This is a genomic window from Ruegeria sp. N7, from assembly GCF_056531345.1.
The window spans coordinates 124,488-147,925 of record NZ_JBQFLR010000001.1 but is presented as its reverse complement, the minus strand read 5'-3'; the positions used below and the strand labels follow the sequence as shown (position 1 = coordinate 147,925).

Here is a 23,438-nt window from a genome sequence, read left to right as displayed (position 1 = left end):
TTTCCCTAATCTCTTCGAAGTCAGACACATGCCCATCAAAATCCCCTCAGATCTGCCCGCTTTCGACGTCCTGAACAAAGAGGGCGTTATGGTCATGTCCGAGGATCAGGCAATGCGTCAGGATATTCGCCCCCTGCGCATTGGGCTGCTGAATCTGATGCCGAAGAAGATCCAGACGGAAAACCAGTTCGCACGTCTGATCGGCGCAACTCCGTTGCAGATCGAACTGTCTTTGATCCGTATGACGGAACACCAGACAAAAACCACCGCCGCCGAGCATATGTCCGAGTTCTACCAGCCTTTTCAGGAGGTTAAGGACCAGAAATTCGACGGCCTGATCATCACTGGTGCGCCGATCGAGCATCTGGAATTCGGTGACGTCACCTATTGGGATGAAATCAGCGAAATCTTCGACTGGACCCAGACAAACGTTCATTCAACCTTTGGCGTTTGCTGGGGCGGGATGGCGATGATCAACCATTTTCATGGTGTCCGAAAACACATGCTGGATGCCAAGGCCTTTGGCTGTTTCCGTCACCGCAACCTGAACCCTGCATCACCTTTCTTACGTGGGTTCTCTGACGATTGCGTTATCCCGGTCAGCCGCTGGACGGAAATGAAACAAGTTGAGATCGACGCCGCGCAGGGTTTAACGACCCTGCTGGGCAGTGATGATGTGGGCCCATGTCTGGTCGAGGATCCCAGCCATCGCGCGCTGTATATCTTCAACCATTTTGAATATGACAGCGACACGCTGAAACAGGAGTATGACCGTGACGTCGCCAATGACACGCCCATCAACGTGCCGATCAACTACTATCCGGATGATGACCCATCCAAGACACCTCAAAACCGTTGGCGCAGCCACGCGCATCTTCTTTACGGAAACTGGATAAACGAAATCTATCAGACGACGCCTTTTGATATGAGCGAAATTGGCCGCTAAAACATTGATATCCTTTGGCCTCATCATTCTGGGCCTTGCCGTTGTGACTGCGTGGCGCAGCGCCCGGAACGAAGCACAGGCAGAAGCGGCTTTCCCACCCGAAGGCCAGATTCTTGATGTCGACGGGATCGCCGTTCATGCGGTTATCATGGGGAATGGGCCGGATGTTGTCCTTCTTCACGGCTCAAGCGGCAACACCCGCGACATGACCTTTGCGCTGGCACCCATTCTGGCGGAAAACTACCGCGTCATCGTTTTTGACCGGCCCGGCCTGGGGTTTTCAGAAAGTTTCAACCCAGACGGTGAAACGATCACGGAGCAAGCGGATATCCTGCAAAAAGCTGCTGCCCAACTTGGGGCGGAAAAGCCAATCGTTGCGGGCCAAAGCTATGGCGGTTCAGTGGCACTTGCATGGGCGGTCACAAGGCCCGAGGATCTCTCGGCGCTTGTTCTGATCGCACCTGCTGCCATTCCGTGGGAAACGCCGCTGGATGGGTTTAACCAATTGGCATCTACCACGGTCGGCAACGCGCTCGCCCTGCCCCTGATCTCTTCCTTCGTGCCCGATTGGTACGTGACACGGGCATTGGACACTGTATTTGCGCCCCAATCGGCCCCCGCTGGATATGCCCAGCATTTCGGACCCGGCCTGACCATCCGGCGCAGTTCCATGCATGCAAATGCCAAGCAACGGGCCAATCTATTGGATGAGATAACCCAATTGCAGCCAAAATACGGTGAGATTTCAGTGCCAACCGAAATCGTTCACGGCACCGCCGACGACACTGTCGGCCTCGAGTGGCATTCCCAACGACTGATCCAGCAAATCCCGCAGGCCGAACTGGTCGCGTTACCGGGGATCGGTCACATGCCGCAGGTTGTCGCAGCGCCCGAGGTTGCCGCCGCAATTGATCGTGCAGCGCGGCGTGCAGGTTTGCGTTAATCCAAGCTCTAATCCATAGTCGGATATGGGTTTTATCGCGAGGTGACATATGGCCCGGACCGAAAAAGGTTCTATCGAGAAGTATTTTCAGGAAAGCGCGCCCAAAGCTGTGCGGGACGAGATCAAGAATTCGAAGAAAGGCGAAATCCTGAACCCGACCTACCCGTATAGCGAGAAGATGAAGACCAAAGACTATGAAGAGCAGATGGAACTGCTCCAGATCGAGCTGGTCAAAATGCAATCTTGGGTCAAGGACACGGCGCAACGGATCGCCATCATCTTCGAAGGCCGCGATGCCGCCGGTAAGGGCGGAACGATCAAACGGTTTCGCGAAAACCTGAACCCACGCGGCGCGCGCAATGTGGCGCTCAGCAAACCCTCAGAGACTGAACGCAGTCAATGGTACTTTCAGCGCTACATCCCTCACCTGCCTGCCGCTGGCGAGATCGTGTTCTTTGACCGCAGCTGGTACAATCGCGGCGTGGTCGAGAACGTCTTTGGTTTCTGCACCCAGGAAGAGCGCGAGCAGTTCTTTCGTCAGGTTCTGCCGCTTGAAACGGGTCTGGTCAATGATGGCATCAAACTCTTCAAGTTCTGGCTCAATGTCGGGCGGGCTGAGCAGCTGAACCGCTTTCTGGCCCGTGAAACCGACCCATTAAAGCAATGGAAACTCAGCCCGATTGACGTGGCTGGGTTGGACAAGTGGGACGAATACACACAATCGATTTCAGAAACTCTGACCCGGTCACATTCAGACGTATCTCCTTGGACAATTGTCCGGTCGGACGACAAGAAACGCGCCCGTCTTGCAGCAATCCAAACGGTTTTGCACACGCTGGACTATGATGAGAAGGACGCAAAAAGCATTGGCGACATTGATCCCCTGATCTGCGGTGGTCCGGATGTCTGGGAAGCCTAGGTTGCGTTTTCACCCTGCCCGGCCAAGGATTTCAAGGGCAAGCGTTGGACGACCGTGTGTATTTGGTCTATCCCCTTGTCTTCCAATACCTAATCAAAGAACCTGAGGCCGGGATGTCGAAACGCGGTTATCATCACGGAAACCTAAAGCAAGCCCTGATCGAGGCAGCCTTGTCCCTGATCGAAGAAAAGGGGCCGACAGGTTTTACGTTATCTGAAGCCGCCAAAACCGCTGGCGTAACACCCGCCGCTGTCTATCGCCATTTTGAAGGGCGCGAAGACCTTATCGCCGAAGCTGCACGGCAAGGGTTCGAGATGTTCGCGGACCTGATGCAATACGCTTATGACAAGGGCCAACCCTCTGCCCTTGCCGCCTTCGAGGCAACCGGGCGGGCCTATCTGGCTTTTGCGCGGAAGAACCCCGGCCATTACATCGCCATGTTCGAAAGCGGAATATCGTTGAATCGCACCCCCGAACTATCAATGGCCGCCAATCGGGCCAAATCGGTTCTTGAAAAAGCCGCCGACGACCTGTCACAACATATTCCACCTGAAAAGCGCCCGCCCGCGTCGATGTTCAGCGCACATATCTGGGCGATGAGCCATGGCGTGGTTGAATTATACGCGCGCAATACCGGAGCGACGTCACCCTTCCCCCCGGAAGACCTGCTGGAAAGCGGCATTGGAATCTACCTGCGAGGGCTGGGCCTGATCCCGCAGGACGACTGACACCTGTCAAAAAGTTCGGCTGCTTTGCGGTAAGCTCAGCCCGGACGTTACGTTGATCAGATTCATCTCGCCCATTCCCTTTATATCAACACGTCCCAGGTCCGAGACCTGAAATTCGTCAATCAGGGCGTATTTCATCTCTTCCGGCGCAACGATTTTCATAGGATTGGCGAAAATTTGCAGTCGGGACGCGATATTTACCGCCGGACCGAAAACGTCGTAGACGTATTTCTGAATACCCACGACAGACCCGACCGCGGCCCCCATGCCCAAACCGATCCGGGCCTGCCATTTGTGCGGGTGGCTTTCGTTCCGGCGTTCGAGATAACGCAGGAAACGTACCGCGCAATGGGCCACTGCCGTCGCGTGATCGGGTGTCGGGTCAGGCATGCCTGAGACCGCAAGATATGCGTCACCAATTGTTTTGATCCTTTCACACCCGAATTGCTCAACGATCCTGTCAAACGCTGTGAAAATGTCGTTCAACTCGCTCAGGGTCACTGTCGGGTCGGTCTTGGCCGCGAAATCGGTGAAACCCACAAAGTCCAGCATGACTACAGACACCTGCTTGTAGAGCTGCGGAGTGACAACACCGAAGGTTTTGAACTCTTCATAAACGGCCCGTGGCATCAGGTTCAAAAGCAGCCGTTCAACCCGCTCTTTCTCGCGCTCCAGCTCTCGCGTGTTGCGTTCGACCATGGTGGAATAGCTGTCGATCATGCTTTCCAGCTCGCGAATGCGCGTGATGTTCTGGCATTCGACAATCAGAACCTGCTCGGACAGCCCTTTGGCCAACGAAACTGCGACTGCAAAGATCAAGGTCCGCCGCTTCGGCTTGATTTGCAATTCAACCGAATATCTCAAGCCCGATTGCTTGACGTCTTCCAATTCTTTGGGATCAAGGGCGGGAAGAATGTCCGTAAGAGTACTGCCGTTCTCGGGGGTTCCAAACCACTCCGAAAACGGCCCGTTATGAAAAACGAACTGAAGATCCGAGGCGCGCACCACGGCAATGCCGACACCGATGGCGCGTAACAGCTGTTCGTTTATTGCATGAATGCTCATGCCGCGTTTCGGGCGACGATAATTGAACGCTTCCCTTCAATTGCAGCCAGCGCGGTTTTGATATCCTGATCGGACATACCATGCACGCTCAGCGCTTCGCCAAACAGCTCAGCCATCACATCAAATTCGTCGTGTGAAATACTCAGATGCCTGTGCACGGCTTCGATCCTGTCATCACTGAATGACGCCGGTCCGCCAATCAGGGACGATACAAACTTCGTCTGATGATCAATCAACCGCGGCATATCAATATCTTCAAAATAATGGCCGATGTCATCCGAATCCAACGCCATTTCATAGAAGGTCATCACGACACGGCTAATCGTTTTGAAGCCACCGTATTTATCATAAAGCGTTTGCGCCACACGAAAACCCAAGAGTTACCGAACAAAAACACTGTAATTCTATATCAAATGGACATTTTTGTTAATGTTTATGGTATTTTTTTCGTTTTCCGGCTTAACGCGCGTTCATTTTAGGAAAAGCAAAAGTGTCCTGGATTTAAAATCCTGCGCTTTCGAAGACCCGGCGTGGTACACGAAACCACGTTGTACACAGCCGAGACGCTGGGGCGGGTTTGGGTTTCTGACTAAGGGGGTAATGGCGGAGAGACAGGGATTCGAACCCTGGAGACGGTTCCCCGCCTACACACTTTCCAGGCGTGCGCCTTCGACCACTCGGCCACCTCTCCGTGCCGGCGATGTTTGGACCAATGTCATGAGATTTGCAAGGCCCCAATTCGGTGAAATCATCGGAAAGGATCAATTAAATCCGGTAGTCTACCCAGAGCGTCAAGCGACCAGAAACGCGACCTTTCAGCTGTCGGGCTGGTCGTCAGATTTCATCGCCCGCGTCAGGGTCCAGATCAGATTCTGTCAGCTCAACTGGCTTTCCTGCCGTTGAATCGGTTGTGTTCTGTTTGGGCGCAAGGCCTGCCTCTTTAACCTTGTTCGAGGTCTGCAAAGCTTCGGGATTGCGCAACCAGATATCACGCTGTGCAAACGGCACCTCGATACCCGCTTCCAGAAAGCGCCGATTGATCTCGTGGTTCATGTCGGATTTGACGGATAAAACCCAGTTCACATCCCGTAGGATCGCTCTGATCTCGAAATCCAACGCATCCGCTCCAAATCCCTGAAACACTACACTGGGCGCCGGGTTGGCCAGAACCATCGGGTGGTTGTTTGCGACCTCGCCCAGAATGGTCTCGACCAGCCGTGTATCTGTTCCGTAGGCGACACCGACCGGTACAATCACCCTACCGATGGTATTGCCACGTGTGTAGTTGGTGACGACGCCGCTGATCAGGTCCGAGTTTGGAATGATCACATCCGTTCTGTCGAACGTCTCGATCCGGGTCGATCGGACGGAGATGTCACGCACGTAGCCCATCATCCCGTTCACATCTATCCAGTCACCCTTGGAGATCGGCCGTTCGACCAGAAGGATGATGCCGGACACGAAATTAGACACAATCGTTTGCAGGCCAAAGCCAATACCGACAGACAGTGCACCAGCGACAATTGCCAGCGACGACAGATCAAACCCCGCGACCATGATCGCTGCCAACGCAGCCAGAAAGATCCCGATATACCCAGAGCCAGCGACAATCGCATTCTGCCCGCCCGGATCGATGCTGGTTTTGGGCAACAGCGAGTTGCGCAACCCGCTTTGCAACAACCGTGTCAGCGTATATCCGATTGCGAAAACGGCGATAAATGTCAGGAAATTGCTGGGCGAGATCATGACACCGCCGATGTCAAAGCCAAGCAGCAGACGTGACCACACCTCAAGCAGGTCCGTTTCGCGCGCGCCCCAGTATATCGCCAGAACAGGCAGCGCGACGATGGCCAGTGCAAAGCCCACCAAGACTGAAAAAAGAGAGTCGCGCGCAGCGTCGCCCTGCCCTGTGATCCATCCGTATATCTGACTGACAAACCGTTGGAAAATCGCCAGAGCGGCAATCAGAACCAGCGTTTTTACCGCCGGAAACACGATCGCTTCGGCCGCATTGGTATAGCCGGCCAGTGCCAGTACGGGTGTTGCGATCCCCAGCAGGAACATGGCCTTGCGCAGGAATTCCAACAACTGGCTGAATCCGGCGGCCCGGGTAGACGCCGTCTGGTCCAGCAGGCGGTCGTTCGTTCTGATCTGCCGCACGCGGAGCAAAAGCAATGCCGTTCCAACAATCACGGGAAAGCTGATCACCGCACGAGTCGCATCCGAGACGTTTTCGATCTGCTGAAACAGAAGCGCCAGTTCGTGCAGGATCAACATCAAAGCCAACAGATCAATGTATATCCGCAATTCGGTAATCCGAGCAGCAGACAGGCGCTTGAATCCTTGTGAAGCGCCAATCACGTAAATCTGTCGGCCAATCCAGTCGTAGAAGAAGGCAATTGCCGCCCAGTAGGGGATTTTTTCCAGCAACAAACTGCCTCGCAGACCCGGAATACCCGAAAGACTGATTGCGGCGATGGCGGCAACGACACCGATCCATGGCAACAGAATCCGCAACAGAGAAATGATGAAGGACCAAACACCAGTGCCCGCTCCGCCCAGCAACCTCAGATAGTCGCCGCCCCGTTCGGACCAACGTTTGCCGAAGATCAGTAAAACCGCGGCCAGGATCACCAGAAACAAGATTCCCAAGCCACGATCACGGATACGTTCTTTCACTACGTCCGAACGCAGGTTGGTAATTGTTTCATTTGTCAGGCTCTGAAGCGCCTCTTTTACGTCTTGCCAAGCAGGTCCCCAATATACGGGGTTGATCGGTGACGGCCCGCGCTCAAAGAATTGTTTTGTCTGCCGCGTCCGGATGATCCGATCGATTTCACTGATCAATCCATTTGCGCGGGTATAAGCTTCTTCGGAAATGATGCGCGGCACCCGCAAACTGTTGAGCTGATCATTAAGATGAGTTCGCAGTTTGGCGATGTCTTCAGGTTCGGTCGCGTCCCCTTCGGGTTTCGGACCAAGCGCCTTGATCTGGCTTTCCAGCGTTGCGATACGATCCGTGTTGGCGCTGCGCGCCTTGTTAAAGTCCTCTCGGTAACCGTTTATTTCAGAACGCAAATTCTCGAACGCAGCGTTTGACGCACGGTTCGCTTCGATCACCGACTCGGCACGGTCCGCAGTTTTTATCCAGCCCCGGTAATACTCACTTTGCCTGTCGGTCAGCTGCGCAACAGCGCCGCCTGCGACCCCGACAAGACACAGGAAAACCAGTGTCAGAAACAGGCGAACCTGCTTGGGCATCACACGTCCTCAAAAACGCCAGGAATGCTGCGCGGTGCTTCGGTCATCCAATTCGGTACCGGCAGGTCTTTTTCGCGCAGGAAATCCGGGTTGAACAGCTTGGACTGATACCGTGTGCCATAGTCGCAAAGGACAGTCACAATCGTGTGGCCCGGCCCCATTTCCTTGGCCAGACGCACGGCGCCCGCCATGTTGATCGCGGTCGACCCGCCCATAACCAGCCCCTCTTCGCGGAGCAGGTCAAAGATATACGGCAACGCCTCGGTGTCAGTGATCTGATAGGAATGATCCGGCGTGAACCCTTCCAGGTTCTTTGTTATCCGCACCTGTCCGATACCTTCGGCAATCGATCCGCCCTCCATCGCGATTTCACCGGTGGTGTAATATGAATAGAGACCCGCACCCATAGGATCGGCCAGACCGATTTTCACACCCTTGGGCTGCAACGCTTCGGCAACCCCGGCCAACGTACCGCCCGACCCGACAGCACAGATAAACCCGTCGACCTTACCGTCTGTTTGTTCCCAGATTTCGGGTCCAGTGGTTTCAACATGGGCCTGACGGTTCGCCACGTTGTCAAACTGGTTGGCCCAGATTGCCCCATTGGGTTCCGTCTGCGCCAATTCCTCGGCCAAACGCCGGGAATAATGCACGAAATTGTTGGGATTGCGATAAGGTGCAGCCGGAACTTGAACCAGTTGTGCACCGGCCAGCCGCAGCATGTCTTTCTTTTCTTCCGACTGGGTTTCCGGGATCACAATCACGGTCTTGAACCCCATTGACGCCCCCACCAGCGCCAGACCAATACCGGTATTGCCGGCGGTGCCTTCCACAATGGTGCCACCGGGCTTCAAATCGCCCCGCGCAATGGCATCACGGATAATATAGAGTGCAGCACGGTCCTTGACGGATTGACCGGGGTTCATGAATTCGGCTTTGCCGAGAATTTCGCAACCAGTTTCTTCACTGATGCGGCGCAGCCGGATCAGCGGTGTTTTTCCTACTGCGTCAGCAAGATCTCGTGCAATGCGCATGATGGCCCCTTGTCGTTTTGTACCATCGAAGATTTACAGCCGCACCGCCGCGACCACAAGCGGGATAGTCACCCGCGCAATCTGTCCCGGTGGCGGGCCAGCCAATAAGCCAGAGACACCAATTGTAGATCCTTGAAAACATGGCGATCCGTCATGTCTATGAATTCGTCGAACGGCAGGATTTGACTGCGGATGTCTTCACCTTCTGTGTCCAGGCCACCGGTGATTGTGGTGTGCGTCAACTCACCCAGACCAACATAAAGATACATGAACCCGGTGGAAGATCCGCTCGAGGTGTAGGCACCGCCAGCATATTCCAGCCTGTCAAAACGAATACCCGCCTCCTCCATCGCCTCTCGATGCGCGGCCTGTTCGGGTGTCTCACCCGGATCAATCATCCCGGCCACCGCTTCCCAAAGCCAGGGTTCCGGATCGTTGTTCAGGAAAACCGGTGGTCTGAACTGTTCCACGATCAAAACGGTATCGCGGACCGGATCATAGGGCAGAACGCCGACCGCACTACCCTGCAACAAGCTTCCACGGCGCAGTACCGGCCCCATGCTGCCGTCATGCCGCCGATGTTGCAGATCGATTTCCTCCATCCCGAAATAATCAAGATACACCCGGTCATGGCGATGCACGATCACGTCTTTTGCAATGTCCCGCGGATCACCGGTTCTCCGCTGCCCGGCCATAATCTTTGACCAGGCACGCGTTTGAGTGGCGCGAATACTGCGGGCCAAGATCCGGGGATCAACCTTCCCGAAATAGGCCATCTCTTCCTCAGCGGCGAGCGTTGTAAGTTCGCCCAATCTGTCCGCCCAGTCCTGAAGCGACCACAAATCACCCGGTCTCCAGGCATCGGGGGCAGGAAAAAAGACCTGCGCTTCGGCCTCGGTCCCGTCTTCCAATTCGACCTTCAACGGCTTCAGATCATAGTCGAATGACCCTTCGTAATAATCAAGCCTGGCCAGATCCACAGACGACAATTCCTGCACCAGTACACCTTCGGCACTGGCACCTTCCATTTCCAGGATCATTGGGAAATCCTGCCCCTGAACAGAATGGACAGCATGGCCTCGAAGTTGGGCGGGCCGCGCTTTGGTTTTGCTCAGAGGATGACCAAGAACGCGTTCCAACAACGGCAAGTGTCGCAGCGTTCCATAAAAAAACAAATCAGACAAAGTCGATCTCTCTTGTCGGGAAACGGATCAGCGCCATGATCGGGCGGCCTGTTCTGTGGCCAGTCCCGATACAACAGCCCCAATTAGGAATGCAATCAGGATTTCCGGGTAAATCAACAGCTTACCGTACTCAATCCCGATCTTGAAAATGGCCAGAATGGCCTCAAATGGGCCACCGTAACGATTGCGCATGGCAAGCCGGAACATTTCGTAACAGCCCTGCACGAACAACGCCCAGAAAATCAGCGAGGCGACACCAGTCAGACCGTTATTGATCCCAGCAGTCCAGCCGCGCCCTGCACGCTTGCCCATGATTCCCCACCCGCATACCGCGCCAAGGCCCATGTTAACCAGGGTAAAGTACCCGTAATCCTTACCTTCTTCACCGTTTTCGATAATCATGCCAGAGACAATGAATGCCAGCACGATGAGACAAACGGCGGCTACAAGACGCGAGGCAGTGGGCATGTTACGGTCCGTCAGTTAACTTGCTTTGATACGGTGATCTGTGTCACATCGCAATTGCGCGTGTCAAAGGCTGCGCCACAGGCAGTCAAATAATAATTCCACATGCGGCGAAAACGCTCATCAAAGCCGAGGTCTGCGATCTGTTCCCATTTTGCATTGAACGTCTCATACCACCGCCGCAGCGTCAGGTCGTAACTTTTGCCGAATTCTTTCGACTTCACCACATTCAAACCCGCCTGATTGATCTGCTGCCGTAGGATCGTGGGCGACGGAAGCATTCCACCCGGAAATATGTATTTCTGAATGAAATCAACACCGTTCTTGTAATAATCCCAGCGGTGGTCACTTACGGTTATGATTTGCAAGGTCGCTTGCGCCCCTGGCTTCAGCCTCTCACGAACGGTTTCAAAATAAACCGGCCAGTATTTTTGACCCACCGCCTCGAACATCTCGATTGAGGCTATGCCATCATATTGTCCACGCTCGTCGCGATAGTCCTGCAACTTGAATGTCACTTGATCTGAAAGCCCTGCTTTTTCAATACGTTCATTAGCAAACTTGAACTGTTCCTCACTAATCGTAAGGCCGGTTACATGCAAACCCCGCTCTTTCGCGGCATATTCGGCAAAACCGCCCCAACCGCATCCGATTTCCAGAATGTGGTCACCGGGTTTGGCCCCCATTTCATCGACAAGGCTGGCATATTTGGCAGTTTGCGCCTTCTCAAGACTTTCTTGCCCGGTCTCAAAAATGGCGCTGGAATAAGTCATCGTGTCATCCAGCCACAAACCGTAGAAGTCGTTACCCAGATCATAGTGGTACGAGATATTCTTTTTCGCCTGCGTCCGGCTATTGCGATGAAGCCAGAACCGCAGCCGTTCATAGGCCTGGACAAGGAACTTTCCAGTAAACCCGTCATAGACGGTTTCGGACCCCAGATGGACAAGATCCATGAATGAGCGCAGATCAGGCGTGCTCCAATGTCCTTCAAGGTAGGCATCAGAAAACCCCAGCTCGCCTTCGCGGATCAGACGGGCAAAAACATCTCCGTCGTGGATATCGATCTGAGCAACAGGCCCTGCCTTTGGCCCCTCTGCGCGAAAGATGCGGCCATCAGGCAATGTTATGTCTAGTCGCCCCGACTCCATTCGGGCCAGCATCTTGAACACCTGGGCGAAATACCTGGGCAGATCCGACTGCCCCTCTATCGTCGTCAGCACCATCCGCTCTCCCCTCTGCGGCACAGGTATCAGGCTAGGCCGCGATTTTGTTTCTGGCAAGTTTTCAGTTCCTTAGTGGGATTTTCGGCTTTCATACGCACGCAAGGCGCGGTTTCGTCCATCCGCCAGTTTCACGACAGGTTCGGGATAATCCGCCTGCGGACACAGGTTCCATGAACCGGGAAGCGCAGCGAAATAGGAAAGTGCAACGTCACTGGGTTTCGTCTGGCCTTCGGCGATCCAGCGCCGCATGTAAGCCCCCTGCGGATCAAACTTTTCCGCCTGCGTTTCGGGGTTGAATATACGAAAGAAGGGCGACGCATCGGGGCCTGATCCCGCAACCCACTGCCAGCCCATGGCGTTACAGGCTGGGTCCCAGTCAATCAGGCAATCCTCGAACCAGTTTATCCCGATTTTCCAGTGTGTCATCAGATGTTTGGTCAGGTAACTGGCAACAATCATCCGGGCCCGGTTATGCATACGGCCTGTCACATACATCTGCCGCAGGCCAGCATCGACGACAGGAATTCCGGTTCGGGCCTGCCTCCAGGCGGCAACTTCAGGGTGATCTGGATCGATATTCCACGGGAAATCATCCCATTCCGCTTTCCAGTTATCAGTCATCAGATGCGGTGAGTGAAACATCAGGTGATAGGCAAACTCACGCCAGACCAACTGCCGCAGAAATGCCTCGGCGCCGGGGGTTCCCGTCATCGCAGCCTGTTGAACCCTGTGCCAGACCGTGCGTGGCCCGATCTCGCCCAATGAAAGGTATTCTGACAGGTTTGATGTTCCGTCCAGATCCAACCGGTCACGGTCATTGGAATAACGGGGGACTTGGTCGAGAAAGTGCTCAAGTCGATCGCGGGCGGCCTTCTCGCCGGGTTGGACATAGGGGCGCACGATTGCAGCGCCTCGGTACATGTCCGCACCCATATGCCAGGTGCTCAGTTTATCACTGGAAGGCCAGGTTGCAGGCCCCGCCAAGCGTGACACCAACGCATCCGGCGCTGGCACGTCCCGCCGCTGAACCGCGCGCCACATAGGGGTGTAGACACGAAACGGCTGGCCCTGCTTTGTTGCTACTGTCCAGGGCTCAAAAAGCAAATGACCAGGAAACGACTTTGCGCTTACACCCAGTTCGGACAGCGCCGTTTTGATCTGTGTATCGCGTCTGATCGACGCTGGATCATAGGCCCGCGACCAATAGACAGCCTTTGCGCCCGTCTCTTTGACAAGTGTCCGCAATTGCTCAAGCGCATCGCCACGCCGCAGGATCAGACGGCTACCAAGCCTCGTCAGAGCGTCGCAAAAGACCTCCAGACCCAACCCCAACCGCCATTTCGGGGCCGCGCCAAGGTGTTGCACAAGAGGGTCATGAACAAAGACTGGTATGATCGGACGACCGCTTGCAACAGCAGCAGTCAATGCCGAATGGTCCGACAGGCGCAGATCCCGTCGGAACCATAAGATGATCGGAGACGGCTCGTTTTCCATATCCACCCTGAGGTTTTCTTCGTTCTACGAAGCCCCAAGCAGAGTGGATCACAAAACGCGTTCAAGCGCCTCCAAAAGCTGATCAATCTCCTGCTGCGAGGTATAATGCGTAAAGCTGACCCGCAAAACGCCCTGTGCCGGATCTACTCCCATCGCTTGCAATGGGCGCACAGCATAAAAGTCGCCGCCACCAGCCATAACACCGTATTGCGCCAGTTCCGCTGCAACCGGTTCAGCCGGGCAGTTCAACGACAGCGCAACAGTCGGCGCGCGCCGGGTGGCGTCTGATGTGCCGATCAGACGCACCGCATTGCGATCCTTTACCGCATCCAGAACCGGTTGCAATAAGGACACCTCATGCGCGCGCATTAGATCATGGGCAAAGGCACCCTGCTCTGCCGCGCCCATGTCAGGCCCGCCGTGATGAGCACACAAGAGCTCGACGTAATCGGCCATACCTGCACTTGCAGCAATCTGTGCATGATCCGGGCCCGCCGGGGTAAAGCGTTTATACAGAACGTCAGCGTTGAAATAATGCGCTTGGTTGGGCAGTAACTCTCCCAGTGTGCGGCGAATGACCATGCAGCCTTGATGCGGGCCGTAAGTTTTATAGGCTGAAAACAGATAGATATCCGGCCCCAGATCGCCAACATTCGGAAACCCATGCGGGGCGTAAGATACGCCGTCCACGCAGACAAATGCACCAGCCGCGTGGGCAATCGCAGTGATCTCGGTGACCGGGTTAATCTCGCCCACGACATTGGAACAATGCGGGAAACAGACCAGACGCACTTTTTCGTCCAACATGTTTTCCAGATCCTGTGGGTTCAGTGATCCGGTTTCCGGATCGATCTGCCACTCCCTCACCTCAATCCCTGCCTCGGCCAGACGACGCCATGGGCCCGAATTTGCCTCGTGATCCTGATTGGTCACGACAATCGCCTCACCGGGTTTCATCCACTGCCGGAATGCCTGCGCCAAAACATAGGTATTCTGTGTTGTCGAAGGGCCAAAGCTCAACTCATCAGTTTCAACACCCAGGATGGCGGCCATGCGCGCACGTGCCTCATCCATCTCGGCACCTGCAAGACGGCTTGCTTCATACGGGGCGTAGGGCTGAACCTTTCGTTGCGTATAGAACCGCGTCAACCGGTCGATCACCGGCTTGCAAGTATAAGACCCGCCAGCGTTCTCAAAAAAAGCCTGTCCTTCCAGGCTGGGTTCGGAAAAAGCCGGAAACTGTGCCCGAACGAAATCGATATCCAGAGAGCTCATGCCTCATTGCTCCTTAGTTGTGCTGTCATATCAACAAGATGCCCGCTCATGTTTCCGGACATCTCAGAAATCATGGCAGGTCTTCCAGCCCAGCCTGTGCTTGCGCCATGAGCTGACGAAACACCGGGCAGCCCTTCTCTTCGGAAGGACAACGCTACTTAGACAGCACCATCCGCGACCGTCAAGCTGAAGCAAAAGAAAAAGCCCGGCGGGGTTGCCGGGGCTGAATTTCCAACACTCTGGGGCGGGTCTCGTTCGGGCCTCAACCCTGAACTTTGGTATATGTCCCCTCGCCTGCAAGAATTCCACGGAAACCGCCGGGCTCATCCAGACCAAAGACGATCAGAGGCAGGTTGTTGTCACGCGCCAGCGCGATGGCTGACGCATCCATGACCCGCAACCGCTTGGCTAGAACGTCGTCATAGGTGACCGTGTCATAACGCACCGCGTCGGCATGTTGTTTGGGATCCTTGTCGTAAACGCCGTCGACACCGTTCTTGCCCATGAAAATCGCCTCACACGCCATTTCATTGGCGCGCAAGGTCGCCGCGGTGTCGGTGGTGAAATACGGGTTGCCGGTGCCGGCCGCAAAGATGCAAACCCTTTTCTTTTCAAGGTGTCGTACGGCGCGGCGGCGGATATACGGCTCGCACACTTCATCCATGCGAATGGCCGAAATGACCCTGGTGAACACCCCAATCTCTTCCAGGGCAGATTGCATACCCAGTGCGTTCATCACCGTGGCCAACATCCCCATATAGTCTGCTGTCGTCCGCTCCATACCCTGAGCAGATCCACTCAGGCCCCGGAAAATGTTTCCGCCACCGATAACCATGCAGATCTCAACGCCCAGATCGTGAACCGATTTCACCTCTTGCGCGATGCGTTGAACTGTCGGCGGGTGCAGGCCAAAGCCCTGATCCCCCATCAATGCCTCTCCTGAAATTTTCAACATGACACGTTTGTATGTGGTTTTCGGGGTTTCGGCAGTTTCAGAAGACGGGGAAAGGCTCATGTTGCGCTCCGGGCTGGCACGGGGTTAATTTCCGGCGCAAAATGAAGCAAAAGCTCCGCAGGTTCAATGCGGTTGGTGAGGATTGAGGCAACCGCATATGACCCGGCGATCAACAGACGCGATATTTCAGCAATTACCCCCTATTCCCGACGACAAACCTGTCCTGATTGCAGGGCCGACGGCATCCGGGAAATCAGCACTGGCGCTGGAGATCGCCGAACGGCATGGCGGGGTCGTCGTCAATGCAGACGCAAGTCAGGTCTATGACTGCTGGCGAGTGATCTCGGCCCGACCATCTGTCGAAGAAGAAACACGCGTGCCGCATCTGCTCTATGGTCACATCGCCTATGATCAGGACTATTCTGCCGGTCACTGGCTGCGAGAAGTGGTGCCACTGCTAACCGGGGGCCAGCGGCCAATCATTGTCGGCGGGACAGGATTGTATTTCTCGGCCCTGACCGAAGGCATGGCCGAAATTCCTGCGACCCCAGCGCAGGTGCGGGCCGAAGCAGACTTGCTGACCGTTGCCGAGCTGGTCGCCGGGGTCGACGAACAGACACTGTCTGGCCTGGATATGCAGAACCGCGCGCGCGTGCAGCGCGCTTGGGAAGTGCAGCGCGCCACTGGTCGCAGCCTGTTATCTTGGCAGGCCGATACGCCACCGCCAATTTTACGGCTGGATGATGCGGTTCCTATCGTTTTTGACGTCGACAAAACGTGGCTTCTGGATCGGATTGAACGCCGTTTTGATCAGATGCTGGAGCTGGGCGCAATCGACGAAGTACGCGCCATGCGGGATCGTTTCGACCCCGCTCTTCCCGCCTGCAAAGCCATTGGTGTGCCAGAGCTTATGGCCTATCTGGATGGAACACTGACTTTGGATCAGGCCCGTGAACGGGCCACAATCTCGACCCGGCAATTTGCCAAACGTCAACGCACGTGGTTTCGGGCAAGAATGAAAACATGGAATCACGTCGATTTCTCAAAGTGATATCTGGTGTTGTTCATTCCGCTGGATTTGATAGCGAAAGCAATTTGATCAACAGATAAAGAAGAAGTTTCTCGTCTTTTATCAGTAATTTGACATCGAAATTCCGCAAGAGGCTCCCCCTGCGGTGTGTCATATAGGTATATCCCTATCGAAATATCAACAATGCGGTAACGTCGTTTTTGTGCATTTTATGTCGATTCCGAACGTTGACGTTGAGTGATTTCTGGTGCCGAATGGCGGCATGGGGATGCACAGAGTCCAAAAACCGGAATCCTTCTTTCTTTCGACCGGACAAGCCCGCGTCGCTTAGAACAAGAACAAATCAACAAAATCAATGTCACAGGGAGACATTTATGACCAATACGGCAATCACCAACGACAAGGTGCACTGGGCGGCCGAGATGCACGCGCAGGAATACCGTGACGGCAAGCTTAGCCGCCGGGAATTTCTGGTCCGCGCGACGGCGCTGGGTGTCGCTGTACCGACGGCCTATGGTTTGATCGGTCTGCAATCGCCTGCGGCGGCACAAGAGCCGCAGCGCGGTGGTACCATCCGCTACCAGATGGAAGTGCGCGCGCTCAAAGATCCGCGAACCTATGACTGGACGCAAATTGCCACTTTCACAGCAGGCTGGCTGGAGTACCTCGTTGAATACAACAACGACGGCTCGTTCAAGCCAATGCTGCTGGAAAGCTGGGAAGCCAACGCCGACGCCACCGAATACACATTGAACGTTCGCAAGGGCGTAAAGTGGAACAATGGCGATGACTTCACAGCCGAAGACGTGGCCCGCAACATAGAAGGATGGTGTGACGCTGGTCTGGAAGGCAACTCGATGGCATCGCGTATGGCGTCGCTTATCGACGAAAGCACTCAGAAAGCTGCGGACGGCGCAATCACCGTTGTCGACTCCCATACTGTCAAACTGAAGTGCAACGCGCCTGACATCACGATCATCCCGGGCATGGCGGACTATCCCGCCGCAATCGTTCATAGCAGCTTCGATGCGAACGACATGCTTTCAAACCCGGTCGGCACAGGTTTCATGCTGCCTGACAGCCACGAAGTTGGCGTTAAAGGCGTGCTGGTGCGCAACGAAGGCTTCGACTGGTGGGGATATGAGGCCGGAAAAGGCGGCTATATCGACCGCATCGAGTTCATCGACTACGGCACTGACCCGGCTGCATTCCTTGCGGCTTATGAGGCCGAAGAGATCGACATGAACTGGGAATCTGTTGGCGAATTCGTCGACATCTTCGACGGAATTGGGCTTGTGCGCTCGGAAATCCCGTCGGGCTTCACCATCGTTATCCGCCCGAACCAGTTGGCCGAAGACGAAAACGGCAACAAGATCTACGGCGACAAGCGCGTTCGTCAGGCTTTGGCCATGGCGGTGGACAACGAAGTGTGCCTGGAGCTGGGCATGTCAGGCTACGGCATTCCAGCAGACAACTGCCACGTCGGGCCGATGCACCCTGAACATGACTCGGCCGTGACTCGTATCCCGTATGATCCTGCCGGGGCGAAAGCCCTGATGGACGAAGCGGGTATGGGTGATTTTGAGCACGAAGTGCAATCAATCGACGATGACTGGCGCCGTAACACCACGGCCGCGGTTGTAGCGCAGCTGAACGACGCGGGCATCAAGGCCAAGCATACAGTTCTGCCGGGGTCGACCTTCTGGAACGACTGGACGAAATACGCCTTCTCGTCGACGAACTGGAACCACCGCCCATTGGGCACTCAGGTTCTGGCACTGGCCTATAAATCGGGAGTCGCGTGGAACGAATCCGGTTTTGCCAATGCAGAGTTTGATGCGTTGCTGGCCGAGGCGAACTCGATCGCAGATGTCGACAAACGTCGTGAAGTGATGGCCAAACTGCAGGGGATCATGATCGACGAAGGTGTCACGATCCAGCCTTATTGGCGGACAGCGATGCGCCATCACCGCGACAATTTGGTGGGTGTCGAAAAGCATATCGCAGACCTGCCGCAGCTTTATAAGTTCGGCTTTACGTCCTGAGCCAAAACGCAAAAGGCCGCGCCACCCTGGCACGGCCTCTTCGTCCTGAATGCGACGAACAAATAATAACAGCTAAGCGTGGCGTTCCATGAAACCCGCGCTAGCCGACCCACAGGGGCAAATATGGGACTTTTCATTCTAAGGCGCGTTGGCATCATGCTGTTGACGGCATTGTGTCTGACATTCCTGGTTTTCTTCTTGACCAACCTCTATCCGAATCTCGAGAAGCTGGCGAAAACGCAGGGCAACTTTCGGATGTCGGATGAACAGGTTGAGAGCTACCTGAGCAAAAATGGTTACCTCCAATCCACTCCGATAAAATACGGCGAATGGCTGGGTGTCCTACCATCTTATCGGTACACGAATGAAGACGGAACCGTTCAGGGAAGATGCATCCTGCCGGGCAAAACCGCCGAAGAATCTCCGAATTTTTGCGGAATCCTGCAAGGGTATTGGGGCTATTCGACTGTCTTCAAAGAAGAGGTTTCGACCGTTGTTGGCAACAGATTGGCTCTGACTGGCCGTCTGATGCTCTGGGTCATGCTGCTGATGGTTCCGTCTGCGTTGATCCTTGGTGTTTTGGCAGGAATGAAAGAAGGATCTGCCACCGACAGGACGCTGTCGACCTTCGCCATCACAACGACGGCGACACCGGAATACGTCTCGGGCGTGATCTTTATCGCCATCTTCACCTCTTCTGCAGTTGGATTGAAGTGGTTCAAGGGTACGGCCACGCAAGCGATGGAGAACCCGACCTTTGAAAACTTCTTCCTGCCGGTCCTGACCATTGCGCTTTATGGGATGGGCTATATTGCACGGATGACCCGCGCCTCGATGACCGAAGTGATGACGGCGCAATATATCCGCACCGCGCGCCTGAAGGGTGTTTCGTTCCCGAATATCGTCATGAAGCATGCGTTGCGTAACGCGCTGATCGCACCGTTCACCGTCATCATGCTGCAGTTCCCCTGGCTGCTGAATGGTGTAGTGATCGTCGAGACCCTGTTCAACTACAAGGGCTTCGGCTGGGCGCTGGTTCAGGCCGCAGGCAATAACGACATTCAGCTGTTGCTGGCGATTTCGGTCGTGTCGGTCTTTGTGGTGCTGGTGACCCAGCTGATTTCGGATATCGGCTATGTCTACCTCAACCCGCGCATCCGCATTTCTTAAGGAGGGTTAGATCATGGAACCACTTACCTGGACCGGCTCTATCGCCTTCCTGAACCCGCTTTTTGCCCTTGGCCTTGCGCTAATGGTCTTGTCAATTGCCGTCTGGATGCTGGCCAGCATCGTGCTGCCCGAAGACCAGATGACGGTGAACCCGGACGGTACGTTGAGCTCAAGCTCGGGCCTGCGGACACTGATACAACTTGCACTGCGCTACAGTTTCTTGGCCAGTGTCGGAATCGCGCTCGCCTATATCGTACTGGGCGTACTAATGGGCACAAGCGCCGGGATTATTGGCGCCATGTCCCAGCAGTTTTTGCCCGTATGGGTGTCGTTGATCATCCTTTATGCCATGTCGATCGCTTTCAAACGCAAGCTTGGCCTCTACGGCAAACTGTTTGACAGTCCCATCGGCATGATCGGCTTTGGCCTTGTAATGTTCTGGGTTTTCACCGGAGTATTCGGCGCGATGGATTTGATCGTCACGCATGACCCGCTGTCGCAGGTTTCGGGCATGAAGAACAAAGTGCCAGGTACGCCACTTTCCAATCTAGAGGACGGTCAATACGCCTGGTATCTGCTGGGTGGCGACAATCTGGCGCGCGATGTGTTCAGCCGCATGGTCAAAGGGGCATGGATTGTTGTTCAGATCGCCCCGCTTGCCACGATGTTTGCCTTCATGGTTGGCATCACGCTGGGTCTTCCGGCAGGCTATTATGGTGGTCGGCTGGATACTTTGCTGTCGTTCCTTGCGAACCTGATCCTGGCCTTCCCGGTGATCCTGCTGTTCTATCTGCTGGTCACGCCCGAGATCGTTGCGACCGGTGTACCGAACTATATGGCGGCCGTTTTGTTCGTATTCCCGATCATATTCCTCGGCGTGCTGCTGAACTCACGCTACTATACCAGACCAAACTTCCGAACACCGCTGCTGATCGGAGTTTTAGGGGTAGCGGGTTGGTTCTACCTGTCTCTGATTTCGACTGGTGGCTACATCATCAATACCGACGCCTATCGTATCTGGGGGCTGCCGACCTATCTGGATCTGTTCGATATTCCAGGCGGTATTCTGGTGGTCTTTGTCTCGGTGGTCTTTGTGAATTCGCCGACCGTGTTCCGCATCGTGCGCGGACTGGCGCTGGACATCAAAACACGGGACTACGTGGCGGCAGCACAAACCCGTGGCGAAGGTCCGTGGTACATCATGTTGTGGGAAATCCTACCCAACGCGCGCGGCCCGCTGATCGTCGATTTCTGTCTGCGTATTGGCTATACCACCATCCTACTGGGAACCTTAGGTTTCTTTGGTCTGGGCCTGCCACCTGAAAGCCCTGACTGGGGGTCGACGATCAACGAGGGGCGCAAGCTTTTGTCGATCTACCTGCACCCTGCTCTGCCACCCGCGCTGGCCTTGTTGACGCTGGTTCTGGGTCTGAACCTGCTGGCCGACGGGTTGCGCGAAGAAAGTCTGAAAGACTGATGTGAAAGCGACCGGGGGGCCAGCCCCCCGGACCCCCCGAGATATTTTTAGCCAGATGAAGAGGATCCCCTCGATCTGGCGAGGAGATACAAGATGAGCAAGATGGCGGATTATGACGGCCCGATCCTTGAGATCGACAAGCTGTCGATTTCCTTCTTTACCCGCCTGCGGGAAATTCCGGCCGTGATGGATTTCTCTGTCAGTGTGCAACCCGGTGAAGCTGTTGGTCTGGTCGGTGAATCCGGTTGCGGCAAATCCACGGTGGCGCTGGGTGTCATGCAGGACCTTGGCAAAAATGGTCGCATCGTTGGTGGTACGATCAAGTTCAAGGGTCGTGATCTGGCGGAAATGAGTTCAGACGAATTGCGCGACATACGCGGCAATGAGATCGCGATGATCTATCAGGAGCCGATGGCCTCACTGAACCCGGCAATGAAGATCGGTAAGCAGCTGATGGAAGTGCCCATGATTCACGAGGGCGTCAGCGCGGAAGAAGCGTATTCGCGCGCGCTGGAAGTTGTCACCGATGTGCGCTTGCCGGACCCCGAGCGAATGCTCAACTCGTTCCCGCACCAGCTGTCAGGCGGTCAACAGCAGCGCATCGTGATCGCGATGGCCTTGATGTCGAAACCGGCGCTGCTGATCCTTGACGAACCAACAACGGCACTTGACGTGACGGTTGAGGCTGCCGTGGTCGAGCTGGTGAAGGATCTGGGCAAGAAATACGGCACCTCGATGCTGTTCATTTCGCACAACCTCGGGCTGGTTCTTGAAACCTGTGACCGGCTTTGCGTGATGTATTCGGGTGAGGCGGTCGAGCGCGGCTCGATCAAGGATGTGTTTGACGAGATGCAGCATCCTTACACGCAGGCCCTGTTCCGGTCGATCCCGCTGCCGGGGGCCGACAAGAATTCGCGTCCGCTGGTGGCTATACCGGGGAACTTTCCCCTACCCCATGAGCGGCCCCCTGGTTGTAACTTCGGTCCGCGCTGCGACTATTTCGAAGAAGGTCGCTGTGACGCCAAGGACATCCTGATGGAGGCGGTGCCCGGAAATGACCGGCACCATACCCGTTGCCTTAAATTCAAAGAGATTGACTGGAACGCACCAATCACGGTGGGTGAACAGAAAGAGAAAGGTGAGATCGGCAGGGTCGTTCTGAAGATGGACAACCTCAAGAAATACTATGAGGTTGCAGCAAATGCCCTGTTCGGCGGTGGCGAAAAGAAGGTTGTGAAGGCAAACGAAACGCTCAGTTTCGAGGCGCATGAATCCGAGACGTTGGCCATTGTGGGCGAATCCGGTTGCGGCAAGTCCACCTTTGCCAAAGTTCTCATGGGTCTTGAGACGGCCACGGACGGGCAGATTCTTCTGGACAACCGCAATATCGAACAGGTGCCCATAGAAGAGCGCGACGCAAAGACCGTTGGTGAAGTTCAGATGGTGTTTCAGAACCCGTTCGACACGCTGAACCCGTCGATGACCGTTGGGCGCCAGATCATCCGGGCATTGGAAATCTTCGGTGTTGGCAATTCCGAGGCCGAGCGCAAGAAGCGGATGCTGGAGCTGCTGGATCTGGTAAAACTGCCGCGCGCCTTTGCCGACAGAATGCCGCGTCAGCTGTCGGGTGGCCAGAAGCAGCGCGTAGGTATCGCGCGCGCCTTTGCCGGCGATGCGCGCATTGTGGTAGCCGACGAGCCCGTATCGGCACTGGACGTTTCGGTGCAAGCTGCGGTGACCGACCTGCTGATGGAAATTCAGCGCGAGCACAAAACCACGTTGCTGTTCATCAGCCATGACCTTTCCATCGTGCGATACCTCAGCGACCGAGTGATGGTGATGTATCTGGGCCACGTGGTCGAGCTGGGCACAACTGATCAGGTTTTTGCCCCCCCCTACCACCCTTATACCGAAGCGCTTCTGAGTGCTGTTCCCATCGCCGATACATCGGTCGAAAAGCAGCACATCGTACTGGAAGGTGATATTCCTTCAGCCATGAACCCGCCACCGGGATGCCCGTTCCAGACACGGTGTCGCTGGAAATCCGAAGTGCCTGACGGCCGCTGCGAGTCACATGTGCCACCGGTGCAGACATTGGCCGAGGGTCATCAGGTGAAGTGCCACTTGTCCGAAGAGGTGCTGGCACGGATGCAACCCGTGATCAAAGTCGCGGCCGAGTAGGTTTGCGGATCTTCACTGGAAAGGGCCGGTCGTTGACCGG

General features: G+C 55.3%; 19 protein-coding genes and 1 tRNA gene. 9 read left to right on the top strand and 11 right to left on the bottom strand.

What is annotated here, in order from left to right:
* The first annotated feature begins 28 nt into the window (after positions 1-28).
* The 4 genes from metA to ACR0ES_RS00670 all read left to right on the top strand — a co-directional run bounded on the left by metA (position 29) and on the right by ACR0ES_RS00670 (position 3,536).
* Positions 29-946 (top strand): homoserine O-acetyltransferase MetA, encoded by a 918-nt coding sequence (gene metA / locus ACR0ES_RS00685; RefSeq protein ID WP_480772629.1) that lies wholly within the window; start codon positions 29-31, stop codon positions 944-946.
* Positions 936-1,889: an alpha/beta fold hydrolase gene (locus tag ACR0ES_RS00680; RefSeq protein WP_480565016.1), complete on the top strand. Its 954-nt coding sequence runs from the start codon at positions 936-938 to the stop codon at positions 1,887-1,889. Before metA ends, ACR0ES_RS00680 begins: the two co-directional genes overlap by 11 nt.
* Before the next feature lie 49 nt (positions 1,890-1,938).
* Positions 1,939-2,808, top strand: coding sequence for a polyphosphate kinase 2 (gene ppk2, locus ACR0ES_RS00675; protein ID WP_480772628.1), 870 nt, complete (start codon positions 1,939-1,941; stop codon positions 2,806-2,808).
* 113 nt (positions 2,809-2,921) lie between these two features.
* The gene (locus ACR0ES_RS00670) at positions 2,922-3,536 is read left to right on the top strand and encodes a TetR/AcrR family transcriptional regulator (RefSeq protein WP_209504101.1); all 615 of its coding nucleotides are present in this window, start codon (positions 2,922-2,924) and stop codon (positions 3,534-3,536) included.
* Between the two features lie 6 nt (positions 3,537-3,542).
* Here the strand turns inward: ACR0ES_RS00670 and ACR0ES_RS00665 are convergent, their stop codons facing one another.
* The 11 genes from ACR0ES_RS00665 to pyrH form a co-directional block, all read right to left on the bottom strand.
* Entirely contained in the window at positions 3,543-4,601 is a 1,059-nt protein-coding gene (locus ACR0ES_RS00665) for an adenylate/guanylate cyclase domain-containing protein (RefSeq protein WP_209504102.1), read from the bottom strand.
* A complete protein-coding gene (locus ACR0ES_RS00660) occupies positions 4,598-4,966 on the bottom strand; it encodes a group I truncated hemoglobin (protein ID WP_209596705.1) in 369 nt (122 codons plus the stop codon). The genes ACR0ES_RS00665 and ACR0ES_RS00660 overlap by 4 nt, the downstream gene beginning before the upstream one ends.
* A gap of 236 nt (positions 4,967-5,202) precedes the next feature.
* Positions 5,203-5,292 (bottom strand) — tRNA-Ser (locus tag ACR0ES_RS00655).
* A gap of 143 nt (positions 5,293-5,435) precedes the next feature.
* A complete protein-coding gene (locus ACR0ES_RS00650) occupies positions 5,436-7,862 on the bottom strand; it encodes a DUF3772 domain-containing protein (protein ID WP_480869206.1) in 2,427 nt (808 codons plus the stop codon).
* Positions 7,862-8,896: a cysteine synthase A gene (locus ACR0ES_RS00645; protein ID WP_267367392.1), complete on the bottom strand. Its 1,035-nt coding sequence runs from the start codon at positions 8,894-8,896 to the stop codon at positions 7,862-7,864. The genes ACR0ES_RS00650 and ACR0ES_RS00645 overlap by 1 nt, the downstream gene beginning before the upstream one ends.
* Positions 8,897-8,964: 68 nt before the next feature.
* The gene (locus ACR0ES_RS00640; RefSeq protein ID WP_480556355.1) at positions 8,965-10,071 is read right to left on the bottom strand and encodes an NUDIX domain-containing protein; all 1,107 of its coding nucleotides are present in this window, start codon (positions 10,069-10,071) and stop codon (positions 8,965-8,967) included.
* Between the two features lie 36 nt (positions 10,072-10,107).
* Positions 10,108-10,548 (bottom strand): TrgA family protein, encoded by a 441-nt coding sequence (locus ACR0ES_RS00635; RefSeq protein ID WP_480485825.1) that lies wholly within the window; start codon positions 10,546-10,548, stop codon positions 10,108-10,110.
* A gap of 11 nt (positions 10,549-10,559) precedes the next feature.
* Positions 10,560-11,771, bottom strand: a complete 1,212-nt coding sequence (locus tag ACR0ES_RS00630; protein ID WP_480772939.1) for a class I SAM-dependent methyltransferase — start codon at positions 11,769-11,771, stop codon at positions 10,560-10,562.
* A gap of 69 nt (positions 11,772-11,840) precedes the next feature.
* Positions 11,841-13,265 (bottom strand): cryptochrome/photolyase family protein, encoded by a 1,425-nt coding sequence (locus ACR0ES_RS00625; protein ID WP_480869651.1) that lies wholly within the window; start codon positions 13,263-13,265, stop codon positions 11,841-11,843.
* 48 nt (positions 13,266-13,313) lie between these two features.
* A complete protein-coding gene (locus ACR0ES_RS00620) occupies positions 13,314-14,540 on the bottom strand; it encodes an aminotransferase class V-fold PLP-dependent enzyme (RefSeq protein ID WP_480565024.1) in 1,227 nt (408 codons plus the stop codon).
* 262 nt (positions 14,541-14,802) lie between these two features.
* Positions 14,803-15,555, bottom strand: coding sequence for a UMP kinase (pyrH, locus tag ACR0ES_RS00615; RefSeq protein ID WP_209504110.1), 753 nt, complete (start codon positions 15,553-15,555; stop codon positions 14,803-14,805).
* A gap of 97 nt (positions 15,556-15,652) precedes the next feature.
* On the opposite strand from pyrH, the gene miaA reads away from it, so the two are divergent.
* From miaA to ACR0ES_RS00590, 5 genes are all read left to right on the top strand, one after another.
* Positions 15,653-16,546 (top strand): tRNA (adenosine(37)-N6)-dimethylallyltransferase MiaA, encoded by an 894-nt coding sequence (gene miaA / locus ACR0ES_RS00610; RefSeq protein ID WP_480537711.1) that lies wholly within the window; start codon positions 15,653-15,655, stop codon positions 16,544-16,546.
* Positions 16,547-16,899: 353 nt separating this feature from the next.
* On the top strand, positions 16,900-18,570 hold the full coding sequence (locus ACR0ES_RS00605) for an ABC transporter substrate-binding protein (protein ID WP_480537709.1): 1,671 nt from the start codon (positions 16,900-16,902) through the stop codon (positions 18,568-18,570).
* Positions 18,571-18,693: 123 nt separating this feature from the next.
* Entirely contained in the window at positions 18,694-19,740 is a 1,047-nt protein-coding gene (locus ACR0ES_RS00600) for an ABC transporter permease (protein ID WP_209504113.1), read from the top strand.
* 13 nt (positions 19,741-19,753) lie between these two features.
* Entirely contained in the window at positions 19,754-21,217 is a 1,464-nt protein-coding gene (locus tag ACR0ES_RS00595; protein WP_209504114.1) for an ABC transporter permease, read from the top strand.
* Between the two features lie 93 nt (positions 21,218-21,310).
* Complete coding sequence (locus ACR0ES_RS00590; RefSeq protein ID WP_267363907.1) at positions 21,311-23,398, top strand: ABC transporter ATP-binding protein; 2,088 nt, start codon at positions 21,311-21,313, stop codon at positions 23,396-23,398.
* The last annotated feature ends 40 nt before the right edge of the window (positions 23,399-23,438 follow it).